At 73.0% G+C, this 16,223-nt stretch carries 16 protein-coding genes and 1 rRNA gene; 12 read left to right on the forward strand and 5 right to left on the reverse strand.

Annotation, left to right across the window (positions count from 1 at the left end; translation table 11 throughout):
- Nucleotides 1-204: 204 nt before the first annotated feature.
- The 3 genes from rrf (at nucleotide 205) to DVH02_RS35800 (ending at nucleotide 2,453) form a co-directional block, all read left to right on the forward strand.
- Nucleotides 205-321, forward strand: a 5S ribosomal RNA gene (rrf, locus tag DVH02_RS33105).
- Between the two features lie 240 nt (nucleotides 322-561).
- Nucleotides 562-1,689, forward strand: a complete 1,128-nt coding sequence (locus DVH02_RS37040) for a hypothetical protein (protein ID WP_199566506.1) — start codon at nucleotides 562-564, stop codon at nucleotides 1,687-1,689.
- Nucleotides 1,689-2,453 (forward strand): tetratricopeptide repeat protein, encoded by a 765-nt coding sequence (locus DVH02_RS35800; protein ID WP_233518611.1) that lies wholly within the window; start codon nucleotides 1,689-1,691, stop codon nucleotides 2,451-2,453. Before DVH02_RS37040 ends, DVH02_RS35800 begins: the two co-directional genes overlap by 1 nt.
- A 79-nt stretch (nucleotides 2,454-2,532) precedes the next feature.
- Here the strand turns inward: DVH02_RS35800 and DVH02_RS33115 are convergent, their stop codons facing one another.
- Nucleotides 2,533-3,984, reverse strand: coding sequence for a DUF1015 family protein (locus tag DVH02_RS33115; protein WP_233518607.1), 1,452 nt, complete (start codon nucleotides 3,982-3,984; stop codon nucleotides 2,533-2,535).
- A gap of 74 nt (nucleotides 3,985-4,058) precedes the next feature.
- On the opposite strand from DVH02_RS33115, the gene DVH02_RS33130 reads away from it, so the two are divergent.
- A complete protein-coding gene (locus DVH02_RS33130) occupies nucleotides 4,059-5,090 on the forward strand; it encodes an HAD-IIA family hydrolase (protein ID WP_114627542.1) in 1,032 nt (343 codons plus the stop codon).
- Nucleotides 5,091-5,262: 172 nt separating this feature from the next.
- Here DVH02_RS33130 and DVH02_RS33135 read toward each other — a convergent pair whose 3' ends face one another.
- The gene (locus DVH02_RS33135; RefSeq protein WP_114627543.1) at nucleotides 5,263-6,090 is read right to left on the reverse strand and encodes a siderophore-interacting protein; all 828 of its coding nucleotides are present in this window, start codon (nucleotides 6,088-6,090) and stop codon (nucleotides 5,263-5,265) included.
- Nucleotides 6,091-6,237: 147 nt separating this feature from the next.
- Between DVH02_RS33135 and DVH02_RS33140 the strand changes: the two genes are divergently transcribed.
- The gene (locus DVH02_RS33140) at nucleotides 6,238-6,444 is read left to right on the forward strand and encodes a hypothetical protein (RefSeq protein WP_114627544.1); all 207 of its coding nucleotides are present in this window, start codon (nucleotides 6,238-6,240) and stop codon (nucleotides 6,442-6,444) included.
- Between the two features lie 225 nt (nucleotides 6,445-6,669).
- Nucleotides 6,670-7,632, forward strand: coding sequence for an ABC transporter ATP-binding protein (locus DVH02_RS33145; RefSeq protein WP_114627552.1), 963 nt, complete (start codon nucleotides 6,670-6,672; stop codon nucleotides 7,630-7,632).
- A 134-nt stretch (nucleotides 7,633-7,766) separates the two neighbouring features.
- Here DVH02_RS33145 and DVH02_RS33150 read toward each other — a convergent pair whose 3' ends face one another.
- Nucleotides 7,767-8,831 carry an aldo/keto reductase gene (locus tag DVH02_RS33150; protein ID WP_114627545.1) on the reverse strand — a complete coding sequence of 355 codons (1,065 nt, stop codon included), beginning with the start codon at nucleotides 8,829-8,831 and terminating at the stop codon, nucleotides 7,767-7,769.
- A gap of 123 nt (nucleotides 8,832-8,954) precedes the next feature.
- Between DVH02_RS33150 and DVH02_RS33155 the strand changes: the two genes are divergently transcribed.
- Entirely contained in the window at nucleotides 8,955-9,899 is a 945-nt protein-coding gene (locus DVH02_RS33155; RefSeq protein WP_233518609.1) for a helix-turn-helix transcriptional regulator, read from the forward strand.
- Between the two features lie 16 nt (nucleotides 9,900-9,915).
- Here DVH02_RS33155 and DVH02_RS33160 read toward each other — a convergent pair whose 3' ends face one another.
- The gene (locus DVH02_RS33160) at nucleotides 9,916-10,263 is read right to left on the reverse strand and encodes an SCP2 sterol-binding domain-containing protein (RefSeq protein ID WP_114627546.1); all 348 of its coding nucleotides are present in this window, start codon (nucleotides 10,261-10,263) and stop codon (nucleotides 9,916-9,918) included.
- A 42-nt stretch (nucleotides 10,264-10,305) separates the two neighbouring features.
- Between DVH02_RS33160 and DVH02_RS33165 the strand changes: the two genes are divergently transcribed.
- From DVH02_RS33165 to DVH02_RS33185, 5 genes are all read left to right on the forward strand, one after another.
- Nucleotides 10,306-10,566, forward strand: a complete 261-nt coding sequence (locus DVH02_RS33165) for a hypothetical protein (RefSeq protein ID WP_233518610.1) — start codon at nucleotides 10,306-10,308, stop codon at nucleotides 10,564-10,566.
- 34 nt (nucleotides 10,567-10,600) lie between these two features.
- On the forward strand, nucleotides 10,601-11,416 hold the full coding sequence (locus tag DVH02_RS33170; RefSeq protein ID WP_114627547.1) for a TlyA family RNA methyltransferase: 816 nt from the start codon (nucleotides 10,601-10,603) through the stop codon (nucleotides 11,414-11,416).
- The gene (locus DVH02_RS33175; protein ID WP_114627548.1) at nucleotides 11,413-12,318 is read left to right on the forward strand and encodes an NAD kinase; all 906 of its coding nucleotides are present in this window, start codon (nucleotides 11,413-11,415) and stop codon (nucleotides 12,316-12,318) included. Before DVH02_RS33170 ends, DVH02_RS33175 begins: the two co-directional genes overlap by 4 nt.
- A 138-nt stretch (nucleotides 12,319-12,456) precedes the next feature.
- Nucleotides 12,457-14,202: a DNA repair protein RecN gene (gene recN / locus DVH02_RS33180; RefSeq protein ID WP_199566507.1), complete on the forward strand. Its 1,746-nt coding sequence runs from the start codon at nucleotides 12,457-12,459 to the stop codon at nucleotides 14,200-14,202.
- A gap of 373 nt (nucleotides 14,203-14,575) precedes the next feature.
- Nucleotides 14,576-15,661, forward strand: coding sequence for a glycosyltransferase family 4 protein (locus DVH02_RS33185; RefSeq protein ID WP_114627550.1), 1,086 nt, complete (start codon nucleotides 14,576-14,578; stop codon nucleotides 15,659-15,661).
- A 19-nt stretch (nucleotides 15,662-15,680) separates the two neighbouring features.
- Here the strand turns inward: DVH02_RS33185 and DVH02_RS33190 are convergent.
- A partial coding sequence (locus DVH02_RS33190) for a PucR family transcriptional regulator (protein ID WP_199566508.1) occupies nucleotides 15,681-16,223 on the reverse strand: 543 nt, incomplete at its 5' end.

Genomic DNA, 16,223 nt, shown 5'->3' on the forward strand with positions numbered 1-16,223 from the left:
TAGGCCAGATGTGGAAGACCGGTAACGGTTGGAGCTGACTGGTACTAATAGGCCGAGGGCTTGTCCTCAGTTGCTCGCGTCCACTGTGTGGTTCCCGGGTTGCGAACAGTCGCACCGGTTGAACCAGTATCTTTTCTAATTGAAGAGCGTGCTTGTTCGCTAAGTGCCGTTATCCCATTATTTTCTGGGATGGCCCGATAGGGTTTCGGTGGTCATAGCGTGAGGGAAACGCCCGGTTACATTCCGAACCCGGAAGCTAAGCCTCACAGCGCCGATGGTACTGCAGGGGGGACCCTGTGGGAGAGTAGGACGCCGCCGAACAATCTTTCATGGACCCGTGGTCCAGCGTTCACGCTGGACCACGGGTCTTTTTTGTTTTGTGCCCGCGTTCTGTACCCCCTTCTTTTGCTCGAAGCGCACCGGAAGCCCGACTGCGCGAGAATGACTGCGGTACCCGAAGACAGGAGCCCCACTCGATGTCCCCCAACTCCTCCGACGACCGCCCTGAGCGCGACCCGCGCCGCGGTGACAGCGGCGACCGGGGCGGCTTCCGCGGAGGCCGTGACGATCGCGATCGTGGACCGCGACGTGACGACAATCGCGGTGGCGGGTTCCGCGGTGCGCGTGATGAGCGTCCCAGTGGTCCGCGTCGCGACGACCGACGCGATGACCGGCCCTCCTCCGGTTCTGGTGGCGGCTTCCGTCGCGACGACCGTTCCTCCTCCGGGTCCGGCGGCGGCTTCCGCCGCGACGACCGTGGTGGTCGTCCGTCCGGCGCCGGCTCCGGCAGCGGTGGCTACGGGCGTCGTGACGACCGCCCTCGCAGCGACGGACCGCGTCGCGATGACCGCCCCGCCGGGGGTGGTGGGTACGGGCGTCGTGATGACCGGCCGTCTTCGGGTTCCGGTGGTGGTTTCCGTCGTGACGATCGTTCCGGAAGCGCTCCGCGTCGTGATGACCGTCGTGATGAGCGTCCGTCTTTCCGTCGCGATGAGCGTCCCAGTGGTCCGCGTCGCGACGACCGACGCGACGACCGGCCGTCCTCGGGTTCCGGTGGTGGCTTCCGTCGTGACGACCGCTCCGGTGGCGCTCCGCGTCGTGATGACCGTCCCGCTGGGGGTGGTGGGTACGGGCGTCGTGATGACCGGCCGTCTTCGGGTTCCGGTGGTGGTTTCCGTCGTGACGATCGTTCCGGAAGCGCTCCGCGTCGTGATGACCGTCGTGATGAGCGTCCGTCTTTCCGTCGCGATGAGCGTCCCAGTGGTCCGCGTCGCGACGACCGACGCGACGACCGGCCGTCCTCCGGCTCTGGCGGCGGCTTCCGTCGCGACGACCGACGCGACGACCGGCCCTCCTCCGGTTCGGGTGGCGGCTTCCGCCGCGACGACCGCTCCGGCGGCGCTCCGCGCCGAGACGACGACCGCAGGGGCGGACGTCCCACCGGCGGAGGTCGTCCCACCGGCGGAGGTGGCGGCGGTTACGGGCGCCGCGACGACCGCGACCGCGATCGTGACCGTGGCGGCCGCCCCAGCGGCGGAGGCTACCGGGGCCGGGACGACAGCCGGGGCGGCGGCTACGACCGCCGCGACGACCGGGACCGGGACCGTGACCGCGAGCCGATCAAGCGGCTGCCGATCCCCGAGGATGTCACCGGGGACGAGATCGACAAGAGCGTGCGTCAGGAGCTGATGAGCCTGCCGAAGACGCTCGCCGAGGACGTGGCCAAGAACCTCGTCATGGTCGCCCAGCTGATCGACGAGGAGCCGGAGCAGGCGTACGCGTACTCCCGTATCGCCCTGCGGCTCGCCTCCCGCGTCGCCGCCGTGCGCGAAGCCGCCGGCTTCGCCGCGTACGCGACCCAGAAGTACTCCGAGGCGCTGGCCGAGTTCCGGGCGGCGCGGCGGATGACCGGAGGCGTCGACCTGTGGCCCGTCATGGCGGACTGCGAGCGTGGGCTCGGCCGTCCGGAGCGCGCCATGGCGATGGCGGGCGAGCCCGAGGTACTGAAGCTCGACAAGGCCGGACAGGTCGAGATGCGGCTCGTCGCGGCCGGTGCGCGCCGGGACATGGGGCAGATCGAGGCGGCCATCGTGACCCTTCAGGGCCCCGAGCTGGCCTCGCACGCCATTCAGCCCTGGACCGCCCGGCTGCGCTACGCGTACGCCGACGCCCTGCTCTCGGCCGGGCGTGAGGAAGAGGCGCGGGAGTGGTTCGGCAAGACCGTCGAGGCCGACAAGGACGGCGCGACGGACGCCTCGGACCGGCTCGCCGAGCTGGACGGGGTGGAGTTCGTCGACGCCATGGGCGAGGACGAGCCCGAAGCGGCGGCCGACACCGAACCCGACACAGGTTCCGACACCGAGCCCGACACCGGGTCCGGTGGAGCGTCCGCCGAGTCTCCCGCCGAGGCCGACAGCCGGCCCGAGCCCGGGGCGGCTGACGACAACCGCTGACGACAACTGGCACAGGAGTGGGGCGGTGACCCGGACAGGGTCACCGCCCCATTTCCATGTGGCGAGCGGGACGCCCGGGTCAGTCCCGCATGAGGTCCCGCAGCACCAGGCCCGTCGCCGGCTTGGGGCCGAACGACGTGGACTTGCGCGGCATGGTGACGCCCTGGCGGGCCAGGTCCCGTACGACGTCCTCGCGCACCGGGTGCAGCAGGACCGCCGTGCCGCCGTGGCGTTCTGCCTGGGCGACCGCCGCCTGCGCGTCGTGGATGTAGGCGATGTGCTCCGGGTCGTCCGGGATGCGCCAGAGGTGGTCGAGGAGCGTGGCGTGCAGGACCGTCGCGTCCAGGGCGCGCCAGGCCGCCGGCCGGTCGGCCCGTACCGTACGCGCCAGGAGGTCCTCGTCCGGACGGTCGACCAGATGGAACCGGCCGTCGCCCGCCAGCAGGAACGCGTTTCCGGTGGCCGCCGTCGCCGCGAGGGTCTCCAGCGCCCGGGGGAGCGGTCCTTCGACCGTGCGCACCCGGAAGGAGCCCGGGGGGCCTTCGAGGGATCGCAGTGCGCGGTCCACCGGCAGCCGGTGCAGCAGCCGGTGGATGGCGCGGACCTGGAGCGGGTAGCGGGCCGTGTCGATCAGCAGGACCAGCCCGAAGTCCCACGGCTCTGGCGCACCGGCCGCGCCCTGGCTCCCGTTCGCGGCCGCGTGCTCGGCGCTGAGCCGCAGGTAGGTGGCCCAGCGGTGGTGCCCGTCGGCGATCAGCGCCTGGTGATGGGCCAGGTCCCCGGTGATCTCCGCGAGTTCGGCCGGGTCCGTGACCGACCACAGCCGGTGGCTGAAACCGTCCTCGGTGGTTGTGGTGAGGAGCGGCGGACGGTTCAGCGCGCGCTCGATGACACCGGCGGTCCCGGCCGAACTCGCCCTCGCCGCGCCCACCGTGCCCGTAACTCCCGTAACTCCCGTAACTCCCGTAACTCCCGTAACTTCCTTGACTCCCGTGGCTTCCGTGCTTCCCGGGGCTCCAGTGCCTCCCGGTGCCTCGCGCACGGTGTCGACCTCGCCGCGGTACGTCAGCAGCAGCGGTTCCAGATTGGCCGCCGTCGTCCGCATCAGGTCCGCCCGGTCCTCCACCACGTCCGGCATCACGTCCTCGTGCGGAAGCACGATGCCGTCCGTCGGCGCCGAGAGCGCGAGCGCCCCGATGACCCCCCTCTGCAACACCTCGCCCCTGCGCTGCTCGTACACGTACAGCGCGGGCTCGGGATCCGGCGCGAGGACGCCCTCCGTCTGCCACCGCCGCAGTGTCGCCGCCGCCTGGCGGTGCCGCTCCTCGGCGGTGGCTGCCTGCGGGAGGATCAGCCGGACGATGTTGTACGGGTCCGCCGACTCCAGGTGATGCAGTCCGTCGGGCCTGACGACCACGTCGTACGGGGGCGAGGTCACGGCCGACAGACTGCCGACCCGTTCGGGGACGTAGCGGAGCCCGCTGAACGGAATCAGCCGCAGCCCCTTGTCCACGGGACCTGTTGTGTTCATTTACGCATCGTATGTGTACTGCGGGTGATGGGGGATGATCGTGGGAGAAGTCCCAAGTGAGGAGCGTAAGACGGATGAGCCAGCAGACCAGGACCAGGCCGAGCGGCAGCGCGACCGCGCTGAACGAGTCGTACGACACCGCTCTGCTCGATCTCGACGGCGTCGTCTACGCGGGCGGGGAGGCCATCGCGCACGCCGTCGGCTCGCTCGGCACGGCCCGGGACGCGGGGATGCGTCTCGCGTACGTCACCAACAACGCCCTGCGCCCGCCGGAGGCCGTCGCCCACCATCTGACGGAACTCGGCGTCCCCGCCGGGGCCGAGGACGTCATCACCTCGGCGCAGGCGGTGTCCCGGCTGATCGCCGACCGCTTCCCGGCCGGGTCCAAGGTGCTGGTCATCGGCGGGGAGGGGCTGCGGGTCGCGCTGCGTGAACGCGGTCTGGAACCGGTGGAGTCGGCCGACGAAGGCCCGGTCGCCGTCGTGCAGGGGTACGGCGGCCCCGACCTGGCCTGGGGGCGGTTCGCCGAGGCGTGCTACGCGATCAACCGCGGGGTGCCATGGTTCGCGTCCAACACCGACCTGACGATCCCGAGCCCGCGCGGGATCATGCCGGGCAACGGCGCGGCGGTCGAGGTCGTACGGATCGCCACCGGCGCCGAGCCGCAGGTGGCGGGCAAGCCGCTGCCCCCGATGCACCGGGAGACGATCCTGCGGACGGGCGCCCGGCGCGCGCTCGTCGTCGGGGACCGGCTGGACACGGACATCGAGGGCGCGTTCAACGGCGGGGTCGACTCGCTGCTCGTGCTGACCGGTGTGACCGACGGGGCGCGGCTGCTGGCCGCCGCGCCCGAGTACCGGCCCACCTATGTCGACGCCGACCTGCGCGGCCTGCTGACCGGGCAGCCGGAGGTCACCGGCGGCCCGGACGAGGGCTTCCGCTGCGGCGGGTGGACCGCCTCGGTCGACGGGGACGCGCTGGTGCTCGCCGGGGACGGGGACGCGCTGGACGGACTGCGCGCGCTGTGCGCGGCGGCCTGGACGGACGCGGGCGAGGGCTGCTGCGCGCGGGAGACGGGCAAGGCGCTGGCCAGGCTCGGACTCTGAGCCGCGCCCGCGACGGCTCCGAGCCTGGCCCGCGAACGGTCCTGTGCTTCGCGAACGGTCCTGTGCTCCGCGAACGGTCCTGTGCTCCGCCCGCGACGGCTCCGAGCCGGGGCCCGCGAACAGTCCTGTGCTTCGCGAACGTCCCGGCGCTCCGCCCGCGACCGTCCCCGCGTTACGCCGCTTCCCCGGTGTTCATCAGGTGGTCCTCGGAGGCCCCGCGCCGCCAGTAGCCGCTGAACTTGACCCGCTTGCGGTCGAGGCCGCGCTCGCCGACGAGCTGGCGGCGCACCGCCTTGACCGTCGCGGACTCGCCGGCGATCCAGGCGTACGGGGTGCCGTCCGGCAGGGCGCTGGTGCGCAGGGCGTCGGCGGTGGTGGGCGAGGTGCCGTGCACCAGCCAGGTGATCTCGGCATTCGCCTTGGTGAGCAGGTCCTGACGGTCCGCCGGATCGTGGACCTCGATCCAGACCCGGGCGGGCAGCTCGGGCGGCAGGCTTTCGAGGATGCCCGCGACGGCGGGCAGCGCCGACTCGTCGCCGGTCAGCAGCACCCAGTCCGTGCCCTCCGGCGGCCGGAAGTCGAATCCGGCGTTCTCCTCGTGGACCGGGGCGAGGACGCTGATCCGGTCGCCGGGCGCCGCCGCGCGGACCCAGCGGGTGGCGGGCCCGGCCGGGATGTCGTCGCCGCCGTGCAGGGCGAAGTCGATGACCAGTTCGTCCGGGGCGTGGCGCAGCTCGCGCGCCGTGTACGTCCGCATGACGGCGCGTACGGCGGGGTCCAGCGCGCGGTACGCGTCGTACCAGTTGGCCCGGGTGCCGTCCGGCATGACCGGTTCGCGCTGACCGGCCTGCGGGAAGAACAGCTTGAGGCGCTGGTCGCGCCCACCCGAGGCCATCCGGGACAGGTCGGCGCCGCCGAGGACGACCCGGGCCATGGCGGGGGTGAGGCGCTCCGTGCGGACCACCTCGACGTCGAAGAACTGGAACGGTGCGTCGTTCACCTGGACACCTCTTTCATAGGGGGCACTTTCCGCACGTGCCGGGCGCGAGGGCCGTGATCTTCAGCTTGCTGTCCGGTACGCATGACCCGGTACTCGGGCGTACGGCCCGAGACAGGAGAGAATGCGAGGGTAGGCTAACCTAACCTGATGTCGGTAGACAGCCCCACCCAGCGCGGCACGGCGACCGAGCGCGGCGCGGCAGCGGCCCCCGCCGCACCGCCGCTGCCCGGCGAACCGCCGCGCGTGCGCCGGGTCGTTCGCGCCGGAGGGCCGGTCCTCGCCGTCGCCGTCGCCGTGCCGCCGCTGGTCCGCGTCGCGAGCATCGCCGCCGCGAACTCCAGGCCGGCATCGTGACCGCGCTGCTCGGCGGCTGCTACCTGTTCCGGCCGCTCGTCACCGAACGCGGCGCGGGACGCACAGGAGAGCCGGGCGACCGCGCGGGACCGGGCGGCCACGGGAGGCCGTGAGCCCATGAGGCCCGCACACCGTCCTGATCCGAAGGCCGTACCCGGCCCACGCACGCGAGATGGGCAGGAACCCGTACAGATGAACCCCGCGGACGACACCAGGAGTACCACCATGCAGCGCCTCACCGCGGAATCGGTGACCCTCGGATACGACCAGCGGGTCATCGCCCGCGATCTCTCGGTGGAGATCCCCGACCACTCGTTCACGGTCATCGTCGGTCCGAACGCCTGCGGCAAATCCACTCTGCTGCGCGCGCTCTCCCGGATGCTCAAGCCGTCCGAGGGCCGGGTGCTGCTCGACGGGGCGACCATCCACTCGATGCCCGCCAAGAAGGTCGCGCGGATCCTCGGACTGCTGCCGCAGTCGTCCATCGCGCCCGACGGCATCACCGTCGCCGACCTGGTGGCACGCGGCCGTTACCCGCACCAGGGGCTGCTGCGCCAGTGGTCGCCCGACGACGAGCGCATCGTCGACGAATCGATGGCGGCGACCGGCGTCGGTGACCTGGCCGGTCGTTATGTCGACGAACTGTCCGGCGGGCAGCGCCAGCGCGTCTGGATCGCCATGGCCCTCGCCCAGCAGACCCCGCTGCTGCTCCTGGACGAGCCCACCACCTTCCTGGACATCCAGCACCAGATCGACGTGCTCGACCTGTGCGCCGAACTGCACGAGACGCAGGGCCGCACACTGGTCGCCGTCCTGCACGACCTGAACCACGCGGCGCGCTACGCGACGCATCTCATCGCGATGCGCGACGGACGGATCGTCGCGGAGGGCACACCGGCCGAGGTGGTCACGGCGGAGCGGGTGGAGGAGGTCTTCGGGCTGAGCTGCCAGGTCATCGACGACCCGGAGACGGGTACGCCGCTGGTCGTCCCGGCGTCCCGGCGCAGGCGCCGGGCGGCGGCGGCCGTGTCCCCGGCCGGCACGAGCACGGACGGGGACGCGGGCGGGGACACGAGCGGGGAGGTGGACGGGGACACGGCTGGGGACGCCGACGCCGACGCCGGTGCCGGTGCGGTCGGCTCCGACGCCGATACCGCCGACGCCGGGGCCGTTGCCGACCGCGCCTGAAGCGTGGTGCTGGCCCGGCCCGCCGCGTCCGGGCCCGCCGCGTCCCGGTCCGTCCCGCGACCGGCGACCGGCGACCGGCGGCCCGCGACCGGCAACCCGCGTCCCGCGACCGTCCGATCCGGCCGGATCGCGGATCAGCGGCGGGTCTCGATCTTCAGGTCGCCCGCGGTCACGGCGCGCATACGGTCACTCGCGAGCATGGCGTGCGGGAAGCCCAGCCCGATCGCGCTGGTCTCGTCGAGGCGGGCCAGCTGGGCGGCGGTGAAGTCGATCTCCAGGGCGCCCAGGTTCTCCTCCAACTGCGCGACGGTGCGGGCGCCGACGATCGGTGTCGTCACGCCCGGGTTCCGCAGCGTCCACGCCAGCGCCACCTGGGCCGGTGTGCTGCCCAGCTCCGCGGCGACCTCCCCCACGGCATCGGCGATGGCGAGGTTGCGTTCGGTGATCGTGCCCGAGGCGGAGTTGAAGCTCTTGCGGGTGCCGTCGCCGGGCGCGATGTTCGCCGGGGTCAGGTCGGAGCGACTGTACGTGCCGGTGAGCACCCCGCCGCCCAGCGGCGAGTACGGGACCACGCCCAGCCCCATCTCGCGCGCCATGGGGATCAGGTCACGTTCCCCCGTACGCTCGATCAGGTTGTATTCGATCTGCAGCGCGACCAGTGGCGACCAGCCGCGCAGGTCGGCGATCGTCTGCATGCGCGACACCTGCCAGGCCGGCGCGTTGGAGATCGCCACGTAGAGGATCTTGCCCTGCCGGACCAGATCGTCCATGCCGCGCAGGATCTCCTCGACCGGCGTCGTGAAATCCCACACATGCAGATAGAGAAGGTCGAGGTAGTCCGTGTCGAGCTGCCGCAGACTCGCTTCCACCGATGCGAACAGGCTCTTGCGGTGCGATCCGCCGGAGTTCGGATCGCCGGGCCTGCGCAGCGTCGTGTACTTCGTGGCCAGCACCAGGCTCTCGCGGCCTGCACGGGCGAATTCGCCCAGCAGGCGTTCGGAGCTGCCGTCCGTATAGGTGTTGGCGGTGTCGATGAAGTTCCCGCCGCGTTCGACGTAGAGGTCGAACAGCTTGCGCGCCTCGTCCTGCCCGGCGCCCCAGCCCCACTCGGTGCCGAAGGTCGCCGCGCCCAGCGCCAGCGGTGAGACCCGCAGGCCGGAGCGGCCCAGCAGCCGGTAGGTGTCGAGGGTGAGCGACATGGTGTTTCTCCCGGGTTCGTGTGCGTGGTCGTTGCCGATGACCAGCTTGTGACCGCCGCGGGCCGGGGATAAGGGAAGGGGCTTCCTGGGAACACCGGTCCTACCCTGACTGTTGGACCGGGCATGACGACACGCACCGCGGACACGGCACGCACCGCGGACATGACACGCGCCACGGCCATGACACGCACCGCGGACACGGCACGCGCCACGGACACGGCACGCGCCACGGACACGGCACGCGCCACGGACACGACGCACGAGCTGGCCGCGTTCCTGCGGACCCGGCGCGAGCGCCTGGATCCGCGCGAGGTCGGACTGCCGTCGCCCCGACGCTCCCGGCGGACCCCGGGACTGCGCCGCGAGGAGGTCGCCGAGCTGGCCGGGGTCAGCATCGACTACGTCGTACGGCTGGAGCAGGCCCGCGGGCTGCGGCCCTCGGCGGACGTGGTGGAGGCGCTGGCCCGCGCGCTGCGGCTCGCGCCCGACGAACGCGCCTACCTCTTCGACCTGACCCGGCAGCGTCCCCGCGCCGCCGGCGGGCCCGCCACCAGCACGGCGGCGCCGTCGTCGGTCCGGCTGGTCGCCGATCTTTCGCCACTGCCCGCCATGCTGATGAACCACCGCTACGACATCCTGGCCTGGAACGGCGAAATGGCGGCACTGCTGGTGGATTTCGCCGCCCTGCCCCCGTCGCGGCGCAACGCGATGTGGCTGTGCCTGCTGCATCCGGAGATACGCGAGCGCTATGTCGACCGCGCACGTGTCGTACGCGAGGGAGTCGCCCATCTGCGCGCCGCGTGGGCCGCGTATCCGGACGACGCGGAGCTGAACGCGCGTATCGCCGAATTCATCGCTCGTGACGAGGACTTCGCGCGGAGGTGGGCGGAGCGGGACGTCAAGACGAATGGCCACGGGCACAAAGTGATGCGGCACCCCGGCATCGGGACGATCGCCCTGAACTTCGAACTTCTCATGCCGCTGCAGGACGCGGACCAGCGATTGGTGATCTGCCACGGCGCGGACGAGGAGAGCCGGTCGGCGCTGGAGCGGTTGCGCGCGCTGTGACGTTCCCCGGCCCGTTTCAGAGCAGCGATCTCAGCCGCAGCAGATCGCGGAACCCCGCCTCCAGCCTCACCCGTCCCGTGCCCCACGCGCGGGCGAAGTTCAACTCGCCGTCGACCAGTGCCACCAGATCGTCGCCCGCCATCGCCAACCGGATCTCCGCCTTGCCGGGCGGCGGCCCCGGCACGGTGCCGGTGACCTCGATCCGGCCATCCGTCAGCCGGCCGGTGAAGGTCAGATCCAGGTCCGTGACGTGGCAGCTGAGCGAACGGTCGAACCCGGCCGCGGAGCGGACCTCGCCGTCCGCGCGCGCCAGGTTGTCCGAGAGCTTTTCGAGTGCGCCGCGGCACTCCTCCTTCGTGGCCATCGAGATCGACGTTACCGCAGGGCTTCGCGGTAGCGTTCCCGCATGAGCGACTCGATGCCGGGCCCTCCCGCGTACGAACCGGCTCCTTCCCGCGAACCGGCTCCGCCCCTGCCTCTCGGCGTGGAGCGCCCGCCGACCGGCCACCCCGAGGTGGACGAGCGGCTGGCGCGGCTCGCCGACGCCGACCACCTCCCCGCCGAAGGACACGCCCCGGTGTACGAGGATGTACACCGGGAGCTGCGCGACGCGCTGACCGCGCTCGACGCGCGGCCGGCGCCCCATGGACAGCCGGTGCCCCGGTGATTTCTCGCGTACGACCACAGGAGCTGAACCGAACGTGGCTGGACTGGCACGCCGCCGACTCGATGCCGAGCTGGTACGCCGTAACCTCGCACGCTCGCGTGAGCACGCGAGCCAGCTGATCGCCGCGGGCCGGGTGACGGTCGGCGGTGCCACCGCGACCAAACCCGCCACCCAGGTGGAGACCAGTGCCGCCGTCGTCGTCAAGGCCGACGGCAGCGACCCCGACTACGTCTCGCGCGGCGGCCACAAACTCGCCGGTGCCCTCGCCGTCTTCATGCCCCTCGGGCTCGCGGTCCGCGGCCGCCGCGCGCTCGACGCCGGTGCCTCCACCGGCGGCTTCACCGATGTCCTGCTGCGCGCCGGGGTCCGCCAGGTCGTCGCGGTGGACGTCGGATACGGACAACTCGCCTGGTCCCTGCAGAGCGATGAACGCGTCACCGTCAAGGACCGTACGAACGTACGCGAGTTGACGTTGGATGCGATCGAAGGGGAGCCCGTGGATCTTGTTGTGGGGGATCTGTCGTTCATTCCGCTGGGGGTGGTGATGCCCGCGCTGGCGCGCTGCGCCGCTCCTGACGCCGACCTGGTGCTGATGGTGAAGCCGCAGTTCGAGGTGGGCAAGGAGCGGCTCGGCAGCGGCGGCGTCGTGCGCAGCCCCGAGCTGCGCGCCGAGGCCGTACGCACCGTGGCGCGGCGGGCGGGCGAACTCGGGCTCGGCACCCGGGGCGTCACGGCCAGTCCGCTGCCCGGCCCCTCAGGAAACGTCGAGTATTTTCTGTGGCTCCGCGCCGGAGCGCCCGACCTGGACCCGGCGGACGCCGACCGCGCCGTGGCGGAGGGACCCCGTTGACCACTCAGACCGACCGTACCGTTTTCATGGTCGCCCACACCGGCAGGCCCGCCGCGATCCGCAGCGCCGAACTCGTCGTGGAGGGGCTGCTCCGCAACGGTCTCGGGGTGCGCGTGCTCGCCATGGAGGCCGCCGATCTGCCGCTGCCGTCGTCCGTGGAGACCGTCCCCGAGGCCATCCCCGACGCGCTGAACGGCTGTGAGCTGCTGATCGTCCTCGGCGGCGACGGGACGCTGCTGCGCGGCGCCGCCTTCGCCCGCGCCTCGGGCGTCCCGATGCTCGGGGTCAACCTCGGCAGGGTCGGCTTCCTCGCCGAGGCGGAACGGGACGATCTGGACAAGGTTGTCGATCGCGTCGTCACTCGTGCGTATGAGGTCGAGGAGCGGATGACCATCGACGTCGTCGTCCGCAGCAACGGCGACATCGTCCACACGGACTGGGCGCTCAACGAGGCCGCCGTGCAGAAGGTCTCGCCCGAGCGGATGCTCGAAGTCGTCCTGGAGATCGACGGGCGGCCCGTCACCGGCTTCGGCTGCGACGGGATCGTCTGCGCCACTCCGACCGGGTCGACGGCGTACGCGTTCTCGGCGGGCGGGCCGGTCGTCTGGCCGGATGTCGAGGCGCTGCTGATGGTGCCGATCAGCGCGCACGCCCTGTTCGCGAAGCCGCTGGTGACCTCGCCGACCAACACCCTCGCGGTGGAGGTCCAGCCGGACACCCCGAACGGCGTCCTGTGGTGCGACGGGCGCAGGACCATCGAACTGCCGCCCGGAGCGCGGGTGGAGGTACGGCGCGGGGCCACGCCCGTCCGGCTGGCGCGGCTGCACCACGCGTCCTTCACGGACCGGCTGGTGGCCAAGTTCGCGCTGCCGGTCTCCGGCTGGCGCGGTGCGCCGCACTGACGGGCGGCGCACGGCGAGTGAGCGGTTCCGGGTGGATTGCGGTCGTATGGGCCGTACGGTGAGCCACCCGGAACCGGCCCGGCCGTGGCGATCGGGGGTGGGGTCCGTCGCACGGCGGCCCCGGGACCTCGTATGGTCATGACCGTGTTGGAGGAGATGCGGATACGGTCGCTCGGAGTCATCGACGACGCGGTCGTGGAGCTGTCACCCGGCTTCACGGCGGTGACGGGCGAGACCGGCGCGGGCAAGACCATGGTCGTCACCAGCCTCGGGCTGCTGCTCGGCGGACGCGCCGATCCCGCGCTGGTGCGGATCGGAGCGAAGTCGGCGGTGGTGGAGGGGCGGGTCACCATGGACGCCGACGCGCCCGCCGCCCGGCGTGCCGAGGAGGCCGGGGCGGAGCTGGACGACGGGGCGCTGCTCATCAGCAGAACCGTCTCCGCCGAGGGGCGCTCGCGCGCCCACCTCGGCGGACGCGCGGTGCCCATGGGCGTGCTGGCCGAGCTGGCGGACGATCTGGTCGCCGTACACGGCCAGACCGACCAGCAGGGGCTGCTGCGGCCCGCGCGCCAGCGCAAGGCCCTCGACCGGTACGCGGGGGACGCCGTCGCCGGACCGCTCGCGGCGTACACGGCGGCCTACCGCGGGCTGCGGGCCGTCGTCACGGAACTCGACACCCTGACCACCCGGGCCCGTGAGCGCGCCCAGGAAGCCGATCTGCTGCGCTTCGGGCTGGACGAGATCGCGGCCGTCGAGCCGGTGGCGGGCGAGGACACCGAACTCGCGGCGGAGGCCGAACGGCTCGGCCACGCCGAGGCGCTCGCCTCGGCCGCCGCCCTCGCGCACGCCGCGCTCGCGGGCAACCCCGAGGACCCCGAGGCCGTGGACGCCACCACGCTCGTCGGTGGCGCGGGCCGCGCCCTGGAGGCCGTACGGTCCCACGACCCGGCGCTCGCCGGGCTCTCCGACCGGATGGGCGAGATCTCCATCCTGCTGGCGGACGTGGCGGGCGAACTGGCCGGGTACGCGGACCGGCTGGACGCCGATCCGCTGCGGCTGGCCGCCGTGGAGGAGCGCAGGGCCGCGCTGACCACGCTCACCCGCAAGTACGGCGAGGACATCGCCGCCGTACTGGCCTGGAGCGAGGAGAGCGGCGACCGGCTCACCGAACTGGAGGGCGACGACGACCGGATCGGCGAGCTGACGGCCGAACACGACCGGCTGCGCTCCGAACTCTCCGTCCTCGCCCAGGAACTCACCGACGCCCGCACCGGGGCCGCGGCCCTCTTCGCCGAGGACGTCACCGCGGAGCTGGCGTCGCTGGCGATGCCGCACGCCCGCGTCTCGTTCGACATCCGGCAGACCGAGTCGCCGGACGAACGGGCCGGGGTCGAGGTCGGCGGGCGCAGTGTGGCGTACGGGCCGCACGGCGTCGACGAGGTGGAACTGCTCCTCGCCCCGCACCCCGGCGCACAGCCCCGGCCGATCGCCAAGGGCGCGTCCGGCGGTGAGCTGTCGCGGGTGATGCTCGCCGTGGAGGTGGTCTTCGCCGGTGCCGATCCGGTGCCGACGTATCTCTTCGACGAGGTGGACGCGGGCGTCGGCGGCAAGGCGGCCGTCGAGGTCGGCCGCCGCCTCGCCAAGCTCGCCAGATCCGCGCAGGTGGTGGTGGTGACCCACCTGCCGCAGGTCGCAGCGTTCGCCGACCGCCAACTGCTCGTCGAGAAGACGGTCGACGGCTCGGTGACCCGCTCCGGGGTGACCGTCCTGGAGGGCGAGGACCGGGTACGGGAGCTGTCGCGGATGCTGGCGGGCCAGGAGGACTCGCAGACGGCGCGGGCGCACGCGGAGGAACTGCTCGCCGCCGCGCGGCTGGACGCGTAGGGCGGGGTACGGACGCGCCCCGGGGCCGGTGCGCCCCCGGGGCGCGTCGCCCCGGGCACGCGCCGTCGTGGTGGCCAACGGCCGCTCCGGGATGGCCGTTCGCGTACTGGGAGCCGTCGGCGCGACGGCGTACGGTGACAGGGTCGGCCGTTCGGCAACCGGGCCGGCGAACCCCCTTCCTTCACCCATGTGAGTGATACCGGGGGCAGGGGAGGGGCGACGGACACAGGAACGGCGTCTCCTTGGTGCCTGAACGTGCTGACGGGCTGGCATCCTTGACAGGTACCCCCTGCCCTCCCGCACCCCGGATCCCCGCACCCCGACGCGCGGGCCCCGGGCCGGGACCCGACATCCGACCAGGAGCCTTGACCACGTGACACCACTGCGTACGGTCCAGGTGCTGGGCGGGGGCAGCGCGGGCAGCAGCGCGCACGTCCGGTCGCTCGCGGCGGGACTCGTCGCCCGGGGCGTGCGCGTCACCGTGTGCGCCCCCGCCGAACTCGACCGCGCCTACGACTATGGCGGCGCGGGAGCGCACCACGTTCCCGTACCCCGGCGCACCGACCCGGCGGCCCTCGCGGCGCTGCGCGGGGCGTGCGCCGGCGCCGATGTGGTCCACGCGCACGGGCTGCACGCCGCCGTACGCACCGCGCTGGCCATCGGCGGGCTGCGGGTGCCCCTGGTCGTCACCTGGCACACCCGCGCGCACGCCGAGGGCCCCCGGGGCCGGTTGCTGAGGCTGATGGAGCGACGGGCGGTACGGGCGGCCGCGGTCGTCCTGGGCGCCTCCTCCGAACTGGTCGACCGCGCCCGCGCCCGGGGCGCGCGCGACGCCCGGCTCGCACCGGTCGCGGTGCCCGCGCCGCACGCCGTGACCGACGCCGAGAACAAGGCCCGCGCCGAACTCGGCGCGGTCGACCGCCCCTTACTGATGGCCGTCGGCAGCCTCGTCCCCGACCAGGGGTACGACCTGCTGCTGGACGCGGCCGCCGGCTGGCGCGGGCTCGACCCGATGCCGCTGCTCACCATCGCGGGGGAGGGCCGGGAGCGCGCCCGGCTCCAGCGCCGTATCGAGGACGAGGAGCTGCCGGTCCAGCTCGTCGGCCGCCGCGACGACATCTCCGCCCTGCTCGCCGCCGCCGACATCGCCGTCCTGGCCAGCCGCTGGGAGGCCCGCTCCGTCCTCGCCCAGGAGGCGTTGCGGCTGGGCGTACCGCTGGTGGCCACCGCCGTCGGCGCGATCCCCGAACTCGTCGGCGACGCCGCCGAACTCGTCCCGCACGGCGACGCCGCCGCGCTGTCCGGCGCGGTGACCCGGCTCCTCGCCGACCCAGGGCGCCGCCGCAGCCTCGCCGCCGCCGGGCGTGCCCAGGCGTCGACCTGGCCCACGGAGGACCAGACCATCGCGCAGATCCTGAGCGTCTACGACGAGCTGTGCCAGACGCGCCGCCCGCGCTGAGGCGCCGCCCGCGCCCGGGTCAGGGCGTGTGGCGCCGGGCCCGCAGCGCCAGGCCCAGCGCCAGCACCGTCTGCGGATCGTCCAGGTCCGTGCCGAGCAGCTCGGAGATGCGGGCCAGCCGGTTGTAGAGCGTCTGGCGGTTCAGATGGAGTGCGCGCGCGGTCTCCGCCTTGCGGCCCGCGTGGGCGAGGAACGTCTCCAGGGTGGGCAGCAGGGCGGGCCGCGAGACACGGTCGTGCGCGCGCAGCGGGCCGATGGCGCGCTCCACGAAGGCCGCCAGGTCCGGGTCGTCGCGCAGCCGCCACAGCAGCAGGTCGATGTCCAGCCGTCGCGCGTCGTGCCACGGGCGCTCGGACAGGCCCCGCGCGGCGGTCGCGGTCTCGGCGGCGTGGCGCAGCGCCGCGCCCACCCCGTCCCAGCCGCCCGTGGCCCCCACCACGACCACCGGTGGGCGGGTCCCGGGACGCTCCAGGCCCGCGCGGGCCACACCGGCCCGCAGCGCGGCGGCGACCCGGTCGGCGACCACCGTGCGTTCGGACGCGCCGCGCAGCCCCAGCAGCAG

This window comes from Streptomyces corynorhini (genome assembly GCF_003346515.1).
Classification (GTDB): domain Bacteria; phylum Actinomycetota; class Actinomycetes; order Streptomycetales; family Streptomycetaceae; genus Streptomyces; species Streptomyces corynorhini.

Excerpts from the sequence above, each read along its gene's own strand:
- DVH02_RS35800 (WP_233518611.1), top strand. The coding sequence starts at position 1,689 with ATGAGCCTGCCGAAGACGCTCGCCGAGGACGTGGCCAAGAACCTCGTC.
- DVH02_RS33115 (WP_233518607.1), bottom strand. The coding sequence starts at position 3,984 with ATGAACACAACAGGTCCCGTGGACAAGGGGCTGCGGCTGATTCCGTTC.
- DVH02_RS33130 (WP_114627542.1), top strand. The coding sequence starts at position 4,059 with ATGAGCCAGCAGACCAGGACCAGGCCGAGCGGCAGCGCGACCGCGCTG.
- DVH02_RS33140 (WP_114627544.1), top strand. The coding sequence starts at position 6,238 with ATGTCGGTAGACAGCCCCACCCAGCGCGGCACGGCGACCGAGCGCGGC.
- DVH02_RS33145 (WP_114627552.1), top strand. The coding sequence starts at position 6,670 with ATGCAGCGCCTCACCGCGGAATCGGTGACCCTCGGATACGACCAGCGG.
- DVH02_RS33150 (WP_114627545.1), bottom strand. The coding sequence starts at position 8,831 with ATGTCGCTCACCCTCGACACCTACCGGCTGCTGGGCCGCTCCGGCCTG.
- DVH02_RS33155 (WP_233518609.1), top strand. The coding sequence starts at position 8,955 with ATGACGACACGCACCGCGGACACGGCACGCACCGCGGACATGACACGC.
- DVH02_RS33160 (WP_114627546.1), bottom strand. The coding sequence starts at position 10,263 with ATGGCCACGAAGGAGGAGTGCCGCGGCGCACTCGAAAAGCTCTCGGAC.
- DVH02_RS33165 (WP_233518610.1), top strand. The coding sequence starts at position 10,306 with ATGAGCGACTCGATGCCGGGCCCTCCCGCGTACGAACCGGCTCCTTCC.
- recN (WP_199566507.1), top strand. The coding sequence starts at position 12,457 with ATGACCGTGTTGGAGGAGATGCGGATACGGTCGCTCGGAGTCATCGAC.